Annotated in this window: 14 protein-coding genes; all 14 read right to left on the bottom strand. The window is 38.0% G+C overall.

All coding sequences use genetic code 11. The annotated features are described in order from the left end of the window. Positions 1-217: 217 nt before the first annotated feature. The gene (locus ABIC84_RS16935; RefSeq protein ID WP_426585147.1) at positions 218-1,729 is read right to left on the bottom strand and encodes a polysaccharide biosynthesis C-terminal domain-containing protein; all 1,512 of its coding nucleotides are present in this window, start codon (positions 1,727-1,729) and stop codon (positions 218-220) included. A gap of 6 nt (positions 1,730-1,735) precedes the next feature. After that, entirely contained in the window at positions 1,736-2,932 is a 1,197-nt protein-coding gene (locus tag ABIC84_RS16930) for a polysaccharide pyruvyl transferase family protein (protein WP_426585145.1), read from the bottom strand. Positions 2,933-2,957: 25 nt separating this feature from the next. After that, positions 2,958-3,632: a cyclase family protein gene (locus ABIC84_RS16925; protein ID WP_426585143.1), complete on the bottom strand. Its 675-nt coding sequence runs from the start codon at positions 3,630-3,632 to the stop codon at positions 2,958-2,960. Between the two features lie 7 nt (positions 3,633-3,639). Continuing rightward, the gene (locus ABIC84_RS16920; protein ID WP_426585141.1) at positions 3,640-4,092 is read right to left on the bottom strand and encodes a YhcH/YjgK/YiaL family protein; all 453 of its coding nucleotides are present in this window, start codon (positions 4,090-4,092) and stop codon (positions 3,640-3,642) included. An 11-nt stretch (positions 4,093-4,103) separates the two neighbouring features. Further along, positions 4,104-5,165 (bottom strand): AroB-related putative sugar phosphate phospholyase (cyclizing), encoded by a 1,062-nt coding sequence (locus ABIC84_RS16915; RefSeq protein WP_426585139.1) that lies wholly within the window; start codon positions 5,163-5,165, stop codon positions 4,104-4,106. Next, positions 5,158-5,916 (bottom strand): SDR family NAD(P)-dependent oxidoreductase, encoded by a 759-nt coding sequence (locus ABIC84_RS16910; RefSeq protein ID WP_429264309.1) that lies wholly within the window; start codon positions 5,914-5,916, stop codon positions 5,158-5,160. Before ABIC84_RS16910 ends, ABIC84_RS16915 begins: the two co-directional genes overlap by 8 nt. 7 nt (positions 5,917-5,923) lie before the next feature. Continuing rightward, on the bottom strand, positions 5,924-6,526 hold the full coding sequence (locus ABIC84_RS16905) for a D-sedoheptulose-7-phosphate isomerase (RefSeq protein WP_426585135.1): 603 nt from the start codon (positions 6,524-6,526) through the stop codon (positions 5,924-5,926). Positions 6,527-6,557: 31 nt separating this feature from the next. Further along, positions 6,558-7,550, bottom strand: a complete 993-nt coding sequence (locus ABIC84_RS16900) for a Gfo/Idh/MocA family protein (RefSeq protein WP_426585133.1) — start codon at positions 7,548-7,550, stop codon at positions 6,558-6,560. 11 nt (positions 7,551-7,561) lie between these two features. Continuing rightward, complete coding sequence (locus ABIC84_RS16895; RefSeq protein ID WP_426585131.1) at positions 7,562-8,479, bottom strand: phosphoglycerate dehydrogenase; 918 nt, start codon at positions 8,477-8,479, stop codon at positions 7,562-7,564. Between the two features lie 49 nt (positions 8,480-8,528). Continuing rightward, a complete protein-coding gene (locus ABIC84_RS16890; protein WP_426585129.1) occupies positions 8,529-9,245 on the bottom strand; it encodes a cytidylyltransferase domain-containing protein in 717 nt (238 codons plus the stop codon). Between the two features lie 30 nt (positions 9,246-9,275). Continuing rightward, positions 9,276-10,049: a glycosyltransferase family 29 protein gene (locus ABIC84_RS16885; RefSeq protein WP_426585127.1), complete on the bottom strand. Its 774-nt coding sequence runs from the start codon at positions 10,047-10,049 to the stop codon at positions 9,276-9,278. Positions 10,050-10,073: 24 nt separating this feature from the next. Further along, positions 10,074-12,488 carry a GumC family protein gene (locus ABIC84_RS16880; RefSeq protein WP_426585125.1) on the bottom strand — a complete coding sequence of 805 codons (2,415 nt, stop codon included), beginning with the start codon at positions 12,486-12,488 and terminating at the stop codon, positions 10,074-10,076. After that, on the bottom strand, positions 12,485-13,297 hold the full coding sequence (locus tag ABIC84_RS16875; RefSeq protein ID WP_426585123.1) for a polysaccharide biosynthesis/export family protein: 813 nt from the start codon (positions 13,295-13,297) through the stop codon (positions 12,485-12,487). The genes ABIC84_RS16880 and ABIC84_RS16875 overlap by 4 nt, the downstream gene beginning before the upstream one ends. A gap of 154 nt (positions 13,298-13,451) precedes the next feature. Beyond that, positions 13,452-13,763 (bottom strand): DUF3467 domain-containing protein, encoded by a 312-nt coding sequence (locus ABIC84_RS16870; RefSeq protein ID WP_090528662.1) that lies wholly within the window; start codon positions 13,761-13,763, stop codon positions 13,452-13,454. Positions 13,764-13,923 lie beyond the last annotated feature (160 nt).

The following is a 13,923-nucleotide window of genomic DNA, read 5'->3' as shown; positions in this document are numbered from 1 at the left end:
AAATTAGTTTTTTCCCTTTTATCTTTTTATAATTTACCCAAACAAAAAAGACGAGGAAGAAAAGTACAATTAATTCAAGCGCGTCATATATATTTTCAGGAATAGACTGAAACGACCAAGCCCTTATACTTACTATTGTCAAAAGAACAATGAAAAAGTATATCCCCCCTTTTTTCTTTTGCCGCCCTGTTACCAAATCAGTCATACTTAACTTTTTCTATACTAATTTCTTCCACAAAACTTTCAATTCGGCCGGCTTTACTATGAACGCGGTACAAAGCGTAAAAAACACAACAATCATAACTATTGTATTAATTATAAGTAAAACAGGCAGGCTACGCGTGTGAATCATATTATCCATAAGATGAATCAAAACGTATGGCACTATCCCAATTATTACTGCAGGCAAAAACGACTTAAAGAATATTTTCACCGAGCTCAAATCCAAAATCTTAGGCACATAATAAAAATAGTAAAAACTTATTTGAACTACCATATAGCCGCAATAGCCAACCATAGCCGCGCCCATACCATAATTAGCAGTTAAAATTGCCGTTAATACCAATGAAGCGATACATGAAAACCCTGAAGAATAGATCAAGAACTTTGTTTTCCCTGTTGATAGCACGAGGCTGGCTATAGGCGTTAAATGCATTTGAAGCAACTGCGTAATTAAACCAATTATTAGCCATAAAGAAAGATGCTCATATTCCTTGCCCACATACAGGTGTAATATAATTGTGGAATTAACCATCAATACAAAGATCATTATCGAAGAAAATATTGATATATACTTTGTACCGGTATAAATCAATTCTTCAATCTTCTTCTTTTCGTTAAGCGCCAAGCTCCTTGATGTAATTGGCAATAAAACCTGGAAAAATACACCGCCCAGCGTATTAACCAAAATAATTATGGTTTGAACAATGCGGTAATCTGTTAAAATTTGTGTGCCTTTAGTAGTGAAAATACCCAATACAATAGGGCGTAAACTATCGGCCGAATAGGTGAAAATACTCATTATGAATATCCCCATACTATAACCCAAAATCTCTTTAAATGCTTTACCATCCCATTTTGGCGTAAGCAGCCTGCCTATTTTTATATTGGTTTTGGTAAGCCTGATTGTATTTAAAGGGATTACTATTACCGTTGAAAGAATATACAACAGAAAATATACGGGCAGAGAAATCTTTAATTTAATAGCCACAAACGCGGTTATAAAATTAAAGATGCTGCTTATTGCCAGCGTCGCATTGATCCAACCCAATTCACCGCAGGCTGTTAATAATTGCCTAACAACAAAAGACATCCAGTTAAATATAGTACTGGCGGCCAAAATATACATCATCCATGCAAAAACTGTTGTTTGACTTGGCGGAAGATGGAAAAAATGATCCGAATAATAACCTGTTATGATAAAAATTATCGCGTTTATCAATCCAATTACACCATAAAAAACAAGGCTTGACTGTGCTACTTTTACTACTTTTTCCTTTTCGTCGTTTGCAAACCATATCGAGAAAAAGCGCACTGCTCCGGTTGTCATACCCAAATCCATTAGCCTCAAATAGGCATTCAATGAAAACGCCAACGCAATTAAACCATAATCGGCTTTTCCATAAAAACCAATAAGCATAGGAATGGTAACAAATTTGGCTATGGCATCCAGTATTTTAGCCAACATGCCCCACATGGAACCCGAGATAATCTTTTTAAAAGTGCTCATATAGTTTTATGCTGATGCAAGTATCATTTTTTTAATGTTATCGAAGCTTTTTTCAATTTGCTTAAATTGGTGTTCCCTGCTGGCTACCAACTCACTTTCGGGCACCTGGGTTAGTACGTCAAAGCGTTTTGGCATCGCATCAAATTCAACTACTCCTTTGAGCGATTCAACACCCCAGGTATTTATGTAGCTATCCAATTTTTTTATCCTCACACCAATATAAGGCACGTCAAAACTCATGGCAGTTATTGCACCATGCAGGCTGGTACCTATATAAGCATATGAGCTGCCTATCAGGTACATAATATCCCAGATAGTAACTTTCTCAAAAAAGTTTACCGGCACATCAAGCTGCTCTTTTATCTTTAGAAGAGGAATATGGTCTTCATGGCCTAAAGCCACGCCAATTGGGCATAAAACAATTTTCAAATCATGTTTCCTGGCTATCTCTGAAAGCTTTTCTGCAATAAGTGTTTCTTTGTTGATAGCCGACCCTTTGTTTGATTGAAAATAAATGTATTTCTTTTTATTTTGCTTTACATAACTTAAAATCTCGGGGGTTACCAGCTCTTCAAGTTTGCTTAAAGGAAAAAACTTTGACATGATAATTGCCGAATCGGGAAACAGGTTGACAGGGATCCCCCTGTTCGCCATTACATCATAAGTTTTTTTATCACGTACTGCAAAATAGTCTGCTTTTTTCAATTTACCTTCAAGTACAGCAAACTTTGAAAAAATCTGATCATTTATGCTTGAACCACCCAATGAATTCAGAATAACGTGATCAACACCTTTGAAATCTTCCTTAGCAAATATTAGCGGCAAATTTGTTTGGCCTTTAAGTATAAACCTGGCAATGCGATTAAGGTTAATAAAACGGGTTAGCTGCCTGTGATATTTATTAACCACGGCAAAACTGCCGCTAATACTTGAGAGCAAACCGTTCCAGGTAGCATTGATTGACTCGCCTCCGGCAATAATTACATTTACTCTGGCATTAACGTTATTACATTCTTTGTAAAATGAAAGTATATCAAGAGTTTTTTTTCCACCTACCTCGCTCAAATCACTTTTAACCAGGCCAAAATATTCAAACTCTATATTGGGATTATATGTTTTAAGCTGTTGCTCAATAATAAGCGGAAAAAGGAGATCGCCATAATTATATCTGTCAAATGCTCCCAAAACAAGTACCTTATTCATCGTCTTTTTTTTCTTTTAATGATTTTTAAGAAGGGGTTGCAAATACGGTAACGGCTCCCCCATTGCCGTCCTGAACAAACAATGGAGCAACTATAACAGTATTCAGCTTACCTGTTACTTTTTTTAAAGACATATCCTCAATTACAAGGATGCTCTTTTTCCCATTTTCAGGGCAAAGGAAAGCTTTGTGGCTTAACCTGCCTTCGGGACGATATTGATAGGAGGTTAGTGATATAAAATCAAATCCTACACAACGCAAAGCCGGAAAATTATTTCTGAAATGGTCAGCAAGTTCCGGAGCCAGCCCGGGGTTATTGTTCCAATATTTTTCTTCGTGCCTGTATTGTTCAAACCCTGTGCGGATGAGCAACAACTCGGTTTCGGGATGGATTGTTCCGGCATTGATAACATCGTTAATACCTATCAGCTTAGCCTCGGTGGCAGGGATATCAATGAACGAAACCTGATTGAAAATAAAATCATCCAGCGGGATCTCGAAGGTTTTTGCTCCATTTTCGCAAAAATGATAAGCAGAATCCATATGAGTACCTATATGATTATTTGAGAAAAACCAGCTTGAAGTATTAGCCGTATCCCCGTTACTTATTGACGAATTAGCTTTTATTGTGATCCTGTCCTTATTACCATAAGCAGGGGTATCTTCTGTAATAATATGTGAAAGGAGGATGCAATTCTTCATGCTCAGCTTAAATAGCTATTTTAATAGTGATCTTCTTAATAAGTTCGGGTTTATCAACGTAATGTTGAGGGCCATGCCCATCTTCAGGGAACATAATTGCAAATATGCCGTTGCCTATGTCAACTGAAGTTCCCTGTGGCGACGGGTCTTTATAAAAAGTGCGGTCGTGCTCCTCACTGTAAGGGATATTTACGTTCATCCCTTCAATAGGCGACCATTTAACCCTTTCAAGCCCTCTTACCGGGTATTGAATGTCAATAACATGTTTGTGAGCTTCATACCCACGTTCAAAATTTTCGACAGTGTGATATTCACTTACAATGGCTTTAACGTTTTCGCTAATTTGATATACACCAATAGCAATATCAGGATCGACGTTTTGAAGGTATTGTAAGCCTTCATATATATCAGCAGATATACCTTTGTATATGTCAATGTTTTTTAATTTATCTACAATCATGGGGTAATATTTTAAAGTTCGTTTTCGAAATATTCTTTAAGCCAGCCAACAAATTCCTCGTCCATAGCCCGCATATCCCTGAATATTTTGCCGTAGCCTTTATTTAGTATCAAGCCAAGGGTTTTGCCCACGTTCTTCTTATCCTTACTCAGGGCAACAGTAAATTTATCAAGTTCGATATCGTCAATGTGGGTACCTTCCCATATCTGGCTGGTTAACTCCCTGATATAATCCCTTGTTTCGGCAGATATATAACCTAATTTAACAGATACAAAGTTTGCCATATCCATACCACGGCTTACGGCAATGCCGTGCGGGATCCGATAGTTAGTTAACGATTCAATAGCGTGACCAAAAGAATGACCATAATTAAACACCAAACGTTCATTTTGATCAAATTCATCACGCTCTATATATCCTTTTTTAATTTCAAGGCTTCGGTTAATGATCCCAGCCAGCACTTTTTTATCGGTAAGGGCATCATTATATTCACGTTTAAAGCGTTCAAAATCAGCCTCGCCCGATACGATAAAATAATGAAGCATTTCGCCCATTCCTGATTTTATATCGGCAAGCGGCAGGGTATCCAAAAAATGTAGATTGATAAAAATTTGATTGGGCGGGTAAAATCCTCCTAACTGATTTTTAAAATTCTTGAAATTAATAGAGGTTTTGCTGCCTATACAGCTATCACCCTGTGCCAGCAACGAGGTTGGAAAAAACAACCACTTTACGCCCCGGTACATGATGGACGATATAAAAGCTGTGGCATCCTGGGTAATCCCCCCTCCTATTGCAACCAGGCGATGATTTTTGCGAAAGCCATTCTCAATAAGATCGTTGATAATTGGCTCAACACCCTGATAGCTTTTTACAGATTCATGCGCATCAATACCTATGTGCCTGTATTGAGCCAGTATTGGTTCAAGTGTATCGGCATACAAGGCTTTTATTTTATTATCGATGATGATAACATCACCCTCCTTAAGTTCATCAAGGAGTGTTTTTTGTGTATCCTCAATAAATGTTACACTATAATCATGAATTATAGATTTTACTGTAAAATTATACATTGGTGTATCCTCCGTCAATTATTAAATTTTGCCCGGTCATATATGAATTTAAATCGCTGCATAAAAACAGTATAAGGTTTGCTATTTCAACCGGTTGCGCAAAACGCTTAATGGGCACCATATTACTTAATCTTTCAATCTCTTCGGTAGTATTGGTTGCCAGTGTGAGCTCAGTTTCTGTAAATCCCGGCCCTACCGAGTTAACAAGTATATTATACTCTGCAAGCTCTACAGCCAGTGTTTTGGTAAGGCCGGCAATAGCATACTTGGTGGTAGTGTACAATGACCGTCCGGGGCGGGTAATCGCGCTCCAGATAGATGTCACATTTACAATGCGACCATACCCATTATGCTTCATCAGCTTACTTATTTCCCGGCAAAGCAAATAAGGCCCTTTAACATTGATATCATTCAAAAAGTTAAAATCGTCCAGGGTAGTTTCGGTATTATAAGCAACACGGTTTACGCCGGCATTATTAACAAGCACATCAATTTTACCGATAGAAGCAACCTTATCAAGGAAAACAGCACTGCTTTCCGGATCCGAAAAATCAACCTGGAGGTAGCTCACCCCTTCTATTTTATTTTCTTGATTAAGCTTATCAACCTCAGCCGCCTTTGTGCCCGTAAGGATAAGCGTTGCGCCCGCTTCAATAAAACGATTAGCGATGGCTTTCCCAATACCACGGGTACCACCTGTTATTAATACCACCTTACCGGTAAGATCAATACTGACTCCAGAAGTACTCATCCCGTAATTATTCTGCCAGGGCTAAAAACTCTTCATCTTTTGAAAGGTAGTTCACAATAATATGGTTTAATATCATGTGAACATCCTCGATTGGGCCATAATCGCCTTTCGGGTTTGGCGTATACAATGGTACTGTACATATTTCGTTAAGCTTACCGCCTAAAAAGCCAACAAAAGCAATGGTTTTACCACCCAGTTCGTTAGCATATTCAGCTGCTTTGACCAGGTTTGGCGAGTTACCGCTTGCGGATATTGCTATCAAAACGTCGCCTGCAACAAACTGACCACGCATTTGCTCAACAAATACGTCTTCAAAATTATTGTCATTACCAATAGCAGTAATCATTGGCATGTTATCAGTTAAGGCAACAATTTTAGGACGGAATTTTGAAAAATATCGTACGAAAAACCTGAAATCGGCCTGCATATGTGAAGCCGTTGCAGCGCTGCCGCCATTACCTACCACATAAATAGTGTTTTTGCTTTTAAAAGCCTCAATAAAGGTGGTAACAACTTCACCCAGTTTTTCAGGGTCAATTTTGTTTAAAATGTCGGTTAAACGGCCAACATAATCCTGTAAGTAATCTTTTAATAAACCTGTTCTTTCCATTTTATAATATTTTAAGGGGGTAGTCAATAAATTAAAAATCTTTTTGCTCGTAAACCTTATCAATAATGGTCATTAGTTTCAATGCATCATCTGAGCTACCGTAAACAACCGGTGAATGATTAGCAACACATTCAAAAAAATGATCCATTTCATAACGCCAGCTGTTGTTATTTACATATTTGGTAACAACCTCATCCTTCCAGGTTGCAGCAGGCGCTGTTGAACGGTTTTTGGCTATTGACAAAGTTTCTTCACCATATGACATAGTCGAAGTGATCAAGCCATTTAATACCATGTATCCTTTTTCGAGGAATATTTCGAGTGAAAAAAGGTGGCGCCACTGCGACATTGTTGAGTGTAATGAAGCAACCTTGCCTGTTGCTGATTCTTTAAGGATAACGAAGGCGTTATCTTCAACATCCATGTGCCAGTATAAATTTGACACTTCGGCCTTTACAACATCAAAATCGCCTGAAAGAAACAGGAAAAGATCCAGCATATGAATACCCTGGTCCATGAGGATTCCACCACCGGCAAGCTCCTTTTTAGCACGCCACTGATTAAAATAATCTTTAGTTACACTTTTTCCATAACGGCCGCGTAGCCAAAGTACTTTACCATATTCATTACTATCAATTAAGCGTTTCATATGCAGCACACTGTCATGATGGCGATGGTTAAAGCCATACATCAATGTTTTTCCGCTGCGCGCTTCAGCTTCTTTAATCTCTACGATATCGGCGGCAGTAAACGCAGGCGGTTTTTCACAAAAAACATGTTTACCCGCATTAAGGGAACGAATAGTTAGCTCCTTGTTTAAAAAGTTAGGCGTACAAACAATAACGATATCAATTTCAGGGTTATTGATGATATCTTCATGGCTTACATTTGGGATACCATCTTCTTCGGCACCAATAGATGGCTCAGATATAGCCACTATTGTCCCTTTTTTTAATTCTTCGATAGCAGTACGGCGTGTTTTGCCCATTACACCGTAGCCAATAATACCAATTTTGTAATTCATGGGATTAAACTTTATTTTAATTCGGCTATCAAATTTTTAACAGCTTCAATTTCCATCAGTAATTTACCCTCTTCGGCATAAGAACCTATGTGCGGGGTAAGGATAACATTATCAAGCCCGGTAAGTGGTCCCGAATATGGTTCATCAACAAAAACATCAATAGCAGCAGCAGCCAGCTTGCCTGTAGATAATGCTGTGTAGAGGGCGTCTTCATCAACAATACCACCACGTGAAATATTGATAAGCTGTGCGGTAGGCTTCATCAATTCAAGCTCTTTAGCAGCTATTACAGGAGATTTATCGGCATTGCCAGGCACATGCAAAGTGATAATATCGGCCAACTTTAAAACGGTTTCAAAATCAGCCAGCTCTACACCATTACTTGTAGCCCACGCCTGATCGGCAAAAGGATCAAATCCGATTACAGGGTTGCCAATTCCGCGAAAAAGCTGCGAAACCAGCCTGCCTATACGTCCTAAACCTATCACTCCAATCTTTTTATCAAGAATAAGGTTGCCGGTTTGTTTTTTCCAAACCTTATTCTTCAGAGAAGCATCGGCCTGGGGTATGCGGCGTAACAATGACAAAGTCATACCAAGTGTAAGCTCGGCCACAGCGCGGGTCGGTCCATCAGGCGTATTTTTAACAATAATACCTTTTTGCTTTGCATATTCAAGGTCAACGCTATCCATACCAATTCCTACGCGGCTTATCACTTTCAAATTAGGCAGTGCATCCATAACCCTTGCCGTAAGCGGTTCAACGCCGGCAACAATACCAATGCAATCTTTAGCAAGTTCAATTACTTCGTCTTCAGTGAGTTTACGTCCGTAGGGGTTATTGATTGCTTCGTATCCATTTTCTGCCAGCAAGGCAAATGGCTCGTTGCCAACCTGCCCAAATGACGATGGTGATGTTAGAATTTTCATAGGTGTCAATTATAAATACCTTTATAATCAAGTTATAAAGTAATGTTTTTTATTTCGACCAATAAGTCGGGGCTTCGTTTTCTGAAGTTGTGTTTTTTCTTGCTATTAATAGTGCCTCAGCCAGCCTAAAATCCTTTTCCTCGCTAACCTTAACCGCAACCAGCGGGTCTAACGGCCAGAATAATCGGTTTTTACCAAAATATCCACTACGGTTGCGTTCATAAAGCTCCTTAAAAGTAGCAGCATTCCAGATAGTTACTGCCCAGTTACAAATAGTGATAACTTCATTATTCTGCGATGGAGCAAGCGGTCCGTCAACAACAATATTTATCGGTTCATCACCCACAAATGATTGCATTTGGGTTTGAGTACAACCTATAAGGGTATCAGCGTCTGATTCTGCATAAGCTTTTAAAGCTGCATCAATATCCTTTGGCCTTATAAGCGGGCAAACCGGATTTATAAGCACAAGTGTATCCGGATTTTTGGCTTTAATAAAATCGTATGTAAAATCCTCGCCGGTAGCATCATCCCCGCCAAGTAAAGCAGGCCGTCTGTATATATTACAATTAAGGCTTTGGGCTACTGCCTCAAGACTGTCATCATCGGTATTTACGAACACATCGTTAAGTAAATTTGAACCAAGCGCACTTTCAATAGCATAGGCAATCATAGGTTTTCCGTCCATGAACCTTAAGTTTTTTGATTGTACCCTTTTGCTCCCTCCACGGGCCGGAATATGCGCTATAACGTTTCCTAATTCCATAAAAAGTAGTAATGTAATATAGTTTTAAGTTTATTCAATCAGTTTCTCAAGTGTACTATCGAGTTTTATCTTGCTCCTATCTTTTACAATTAATTTCTTAAATGCCTCAAATTCAGCATCCAGATCATGTAACCCTACTTTTTTTACAATTTTAAGCCCGTCTTCGAGCGAATTAAAGCTATCACGGTACCCTTTTACATAGCCAGTTTTCAGAAAAGTGAAACCAGTAATATAACACTCTTTAAAATCAGATTGTAAAACTGAATAAATAGCTGAAAAACCCGTTGTAGCCAATTTTCCGTTTATTTTATCGCGAATAATTGCTTTATCATCATCAGCAAATACCACCATTCTAATATCCTTCAGCTTGTGATGATATTTGCGCATAAAGAAATACATCAGCATTTGAGGCGATTTTATCCGCAGGAAAGGAAAAACAACATATTTGGTTTGTTGATCATGATATAAATCAAACAGGTACTTGCCCCCTGTTATTTCAGATTCGGAATGCGTACGAAAAAGCATATCAGTTCTTGAGCCAATATCCTTGCTGCTTCCTTCCTTTGCAACCATTAAGGGCGCCATATTCATCCTGATCACAATGTCGAAACCATCAATATATTCGCCCAGCCCGGTATTTAAAACACTATCGGCAGGGCCAACAATAGCAATCCTTTTACCATCAAAGATATCTTTAGTCCCAACAATAAACCTGTTTTTAAATGTTAACAATAACAAATCCCAAAACCAAAAGGTGGTATTATAAGTGGAAGTTAAAATAAACTGCTTTACCCGCTCTTTCATTCGTTGAAACCTATCTCTAAAAAATTAACGCTTAAATAATCTTTTCAGGAAACCTTCGGGCTTTTGCTCGCTGTAGTTACCATAACCATAACCGTAACCATAACCGTAGCCATAACCGTAGCCATAACCGTAGTAACTGCCCGTATTAATCTTGATGTCATTAACCACAATATAAGGGTTCTTGAATTTTCTTTCTTTTACCAGATTTTGAAGAATATTAAGTTGGTCTTTATAGGTATATGATTGACGAACTATGTATAGAACAGTATCAGCCAAATGCTCAATAATCAGGGCATCAGCTACAAGCCCAACCGGGGCACAGTCAATTACGATATAGTCAAACTCCTTTTTCAGTGTTTCAATTAACTCTTTGAGTTTACCGCTAAGCAACAACTCGGAAGGATTAGGAGGTACTGGACCGGACGAAATAAAGGAGCAATTTTCTGAGAAAAAAGTTGGTTTGATTATATCCGCCACACTTATCGTATTTGACACAACATAATTTGTGTATCCAAAATTATGGTCGGATCCAAGACTCACAGATAGCTTCGGTTTTCTTAAGTCAAGCTCAATCATACAAACTTTTTTATCCGACAGCGCGAGTACGCTGGCCAGGTTGGCGCAGATAAATGACTTACCTTCCCCGCTCATACTTGAAGTAAGCAGGATAACATTTGACTGATTTGGCTGAAGTACGAATTGAAGATTTGTTCGTAACGCCCTGAACTGTTCTGAAATATTTGAACGCGAATTATTAGTAACTACCAGCGAGGTTGCGTTTGCGTTATTACCTATCTCACCTAAAATACCAACCGATACTCCCTTAACAATATCATCTTTATTAAGAATCTTTACATTAAGCAGCTCTTTAATATATAAGAAAGCTCCCGGTATGAGAAGACCCAATGCTATACCAGCTAAATAATAAACCATTTTATTAGGTTTATATGGATTTATATTGGCGCGGGCCGAATCCAATATACGTGCTGTAGAGATTGTTGAAGTTTTGGAAATAGCAGTTTCTTCTTTCTTTTGTAAAAGGTAAAGGTAAAGTTCCTGCTTAAGGTTTTGCTGCCTTGAGTAATCAAGAAATATACGCTCCTTTTTGGGTACAGACTTTATCAAACCTGTTATATTATTATTCTCCCGTTTTAACTGATTATATGATGTTAAAAGCGATTGCTTGTAACCTTCGAAGGTTTTAGCCAAGCTCTGTCTAACACTCTCGATCTGATCATCCAGATTTTTTATGATAGGGTTAGAATCCATTACCGATAAGCCCTGGCGGTTACGGGTAGCCACGAGTTCATTATAACTTTTAACTCCGTCGGCAAAAACAAGATCAGGTATAGTTAACGAAGTCGGTATGATCTTTTTAGTATTTGGCGTATTAATATACGGAGCGATGTCATTTAGTATGCTCAATTGCAATTCCGCATCGCTTAACTTTTTGTAGTAATCTGATGCATTGCCCACTAAAATCTTTGATTGCTCAGAAACATCAGCAAGATTATTTTGCTGTTTAAACCCTTCCAGGTCTTTTTCAACACCATTTAGTTCTGTACTAACAATAGCTATACGCTTATCAATGAATTTTAAAGTACTGTCGGCAATCTGGTTTTTATTGTCCAGGTTAAACTTTAGGTACAGGTTCATTAATTGTTGCAAAATGAACTCCCCTTTTTTAGGATTGGTGTAGTTCAAAGTAAGATCAAGCGTACTGCTTTTTTTATCTGTGAGGGTAACGTCAAGAGCCAATGATAGTGCCGCAACTTTTGCATTTACGGATGTAACACGCATCAAGTAACCGTCTTTGTCATCTTCTTCTTTACTTGGTACTGCCTTAGGATTTGGTTGAAAAATAAGATCATAGCCATTTAATGAAAGTATTTGACCAAACTTTACTTTCTTACTCAATGTATCATCCTTACTTTTGATAGAAAGCCCATCGTTTTCAACAGCTACGTCAAAATCGTTACCGATTACCAAATCATTTTTTTGGATGAATCGAACTTTGAATGGCAGGTTTTCAAATAGCTCAACAGACCTGATATTCCCTTTTCGAAAAATGCTAACATTAAGCTGAAGCGAGTCGACAACTGCCTCCATTAATGTTCTTGAAGTCAGGATCTCGATCTCGTTCTCTGTATTGCTCGGCATATCGAACAGACTTGAGAGATCAATGCCACTGCCATTGGCCGCTTTGGTTTTAGTTTGATTGGCTTGGTCATCGATAATAACCTTACTGATTATTTTATAATCAGGCGTAGCATACCTTGCCATTAAAAAAGCTACGGCAAAGCATACAACAACACCTAAAACAAATAGGTACCATTTTGAAATAACAATTCCTATTAAGGCCTTAATATCAAAATCGCTCTCATCCTCAATATTATTATTTTTGAAATGCGGGATTTGATTTTTAGAATCACTGATCATAGTCTGGAAGCAATAATTATGAGTAATGAAAACAGGGAAGTAAGAATAGTAACGTTACGGGTTTGCGCAAGATCATTAGCTGCTGCTTTGCCCTTTGTAGGCTCAACGTATATAAGATCATTTTGGCGCAAATAGAAATATGGCGAATTAATAACTTTGCTACTATTTAGATTTACTCTATAAGCTATTTTTTCGCCTCCATTGCCTTCCCGTATAAGTAATACATTATCTCTTTTACCATATATGGTGAGATCACCGGCCATGGTAAGAGCATCTAAAATGCTCACTTTTTCGTTAGGTACAACATATACAGCAGGATGCGCAACCTCGCCGGTAACACTTATTTTAAAGTTAGTATACCGTACATTTACTATCGGCTCTTTAAAAGATAAGGCTGCTTTTTGCCTTATCAGTTCTTTGGCCTGGCTTGTTGTAAGACCAATAACCCTCACTTTACCTAAAATAGGGATATCAACATTCCCCTCTTTATCCACCAGATATCCAGAAGCCTGCATTGGATTTAAACTTGCCGCAGCTCCCGATATAGTACCGGTACCCGATGTTTGAATATTACCAAGGTTGATTGACTCTGTTGATTGAGGATCCAGGGTTTGAATATTAATACTTAAAATATCATCATTTTGAATGGTAGGTTCAACAAAAGGAGGAATACCCAACTTTGTAACGAGAGTTGAATCTGACAGATCTTCAAAATACTTAATGTGTTTAGCTGAGGAACATGATAATAGCGTTAAGGCCCACAACAATACCGGAACATAGAATATGTTCCGCGAATAGAGTTTTCTCATAAATATGACAATAGATGCAATTACTTATCTTAAACTTGTGCAAGTTAAAAATTCTTTTTCACAAAAAACATTAAAAAATTAAAATTTATTAAAAAAAAATCCATTAAATAAACTATTTAATAATATTAAAAGCGTTTTGATATAAATTTTTTAATTATGCTTGTCCCATTGTACCACCAAAATTCATCGGAAAACCCGGATGATCGGGCTGTACTTTGATGCGGCCGTTAATGGCTTCGTACTTTTCAATGTTATCTTCCAGGGCCGAAAGAAGGCGTTTGGCATGCTCGGGGGTTAATATGATCCGCGATTTTACCCTGGCCTTGGGTACGCCTGGCATTACCCGGATAAAATCTAATACAAACTCAGAGTTTGAATGAGTAATGATAGCCAGGTTTGAGTAGATACCTTCTGCAATTTCTTCTGAAAGCTCGATGTTGAGCTGATTTTCGTTCTGTTCTTCCATGCTACTAAAATAACAAAAAGACGTTCTCCATAAACAGCCTTTTTTTGAGGTGATTATTGAGCCTTGTTTTACTTTAGATAACTTGGATCAACCCCATATTGACCTTGCGCAAGGCCGAACGTAGAACATAGATGTTTTACTTTTGTTTTAACAATTTTAA

The organism is Mucilaginibacter sp. 3215 (assembly GCF_050433785.1).
GTDB lineage: Bacteria > Bacteroidota > Bacteroidia > Sphingobacteriales > Sphingobacteriaceae > Mucilaginibacter.
The sequence above is the reverse complement of the archived record's forward strand: the minus strand, read 5'-3'. Positions and strand labels throughout refer to the sequence as shown.

What these genes read in the sequence shown, in the direction of transcription:
- ABIC84_RS16915 (WP_426585139.1), bottom strand. Translation starts at nt 5,165, where the DNA reads ATGTATAATTTTACAGTAAAATCTATAATTCATGATTATAGTGTAACA.
- ABIC84_RS16895 (WP_426585131.1), bottom strand. Translation starts at nt 8,479, where the DNA reads ATGAAAATTCTAACATCACCATCGTCATTTGGGCAGGTTGGCAACGAG.
- ABIC84_RS16900 (WP_426585133.1), bottom strand. Translation starts at nt 7,550, where the DNA reads ATGAATTACAAAATTGGTATTATTGGCTACGGTGTAATGGGCAAAACA.
- ABIC84_RS16905 (WP_426585135.1), bottom strand. Translation starts at nt 6,526, where the DNA reads ATGGAAAGAACAGGTTTATTAAAAGATTACTTACAGGATTATGTTGGC.
- ABIC84_RS16890 (WP_426585129.1), bottom strand. Translation starts at nt 9,245, where the DNA reads ATGGAATTAGGAAACGTTATAGCGCATATTCCGGCCCGTGGAGGGAGC.
- ABIC84_RS16925 (WP_426585143.1), bottom strand. Translation starts at nt 3,632, where the DNA reads ATGAAGAATTGCATCCTCCTTTCACATATTATTACAGAAGATACCCCT.
- ABIC84_RS16870 (WP_090528662.1), bottom strand. Translation starts at nt 13,763, where the DNA reads ATGGAAGAACAGAACGAAAATCAGCTCAACATCGAGCTTTCAGAAGAA.
- ABIC84_RS16920 (WP_426585141.1), bottom strand. Translation starts at nt 4,092, where the DNA reads ATGATTGTAGATAAATTAAAAAACATTGACATATACAAAGGTATATCT.
- ABIC84_RS16930 (WP_426585145.1), bottom strand. Translation starts at nt 2,932, where the DNA reads ATGAATAAGGTACTTGTTTTGGGAGCATTTGACAGATATAATTATGGC.
- ABIC84_RS16935 (WP_426585147.1), bottom strand. Translation starts at nt 1,729, where the DNA reads ATGAGCACTTTTAAAAAGATTATCTCGGGTTCCATGTGGGGCATGTTG.
- ABIC84_RS16885 (WP_426585127.1), bottom strand. Translation starts at nt 10,049, where the DNA reads ATGAAAGAGCGGGTAAAGCAGTTTATTTTAACTTCCACTTATAATACC.
- ABIC84_RS16875 (WP_426585123.1), bottom strand. Translation starts at nt 13,297, where the DNA reads ATGAGAAAACTCTATTCGCGGAACATATTCTATGTTCCGGTATTGTTG.
- ABIC84_RS16880 (WP_426585125.1), bottom strand. Translation starts at nt 12,488, where the DNA reads ATGATCAGTGATTCTAAAAATCAAATCCCGCATTTCAAAAATAATAAT.
- ABIC84_RS16910 (WP_429264309.1), bottom strand. Translation starts at nt 5,916, where the DNA reads ATGAGTACTTCTGGAGTCAGTATTGATCTTACCGGTAAGGTGGTATTA.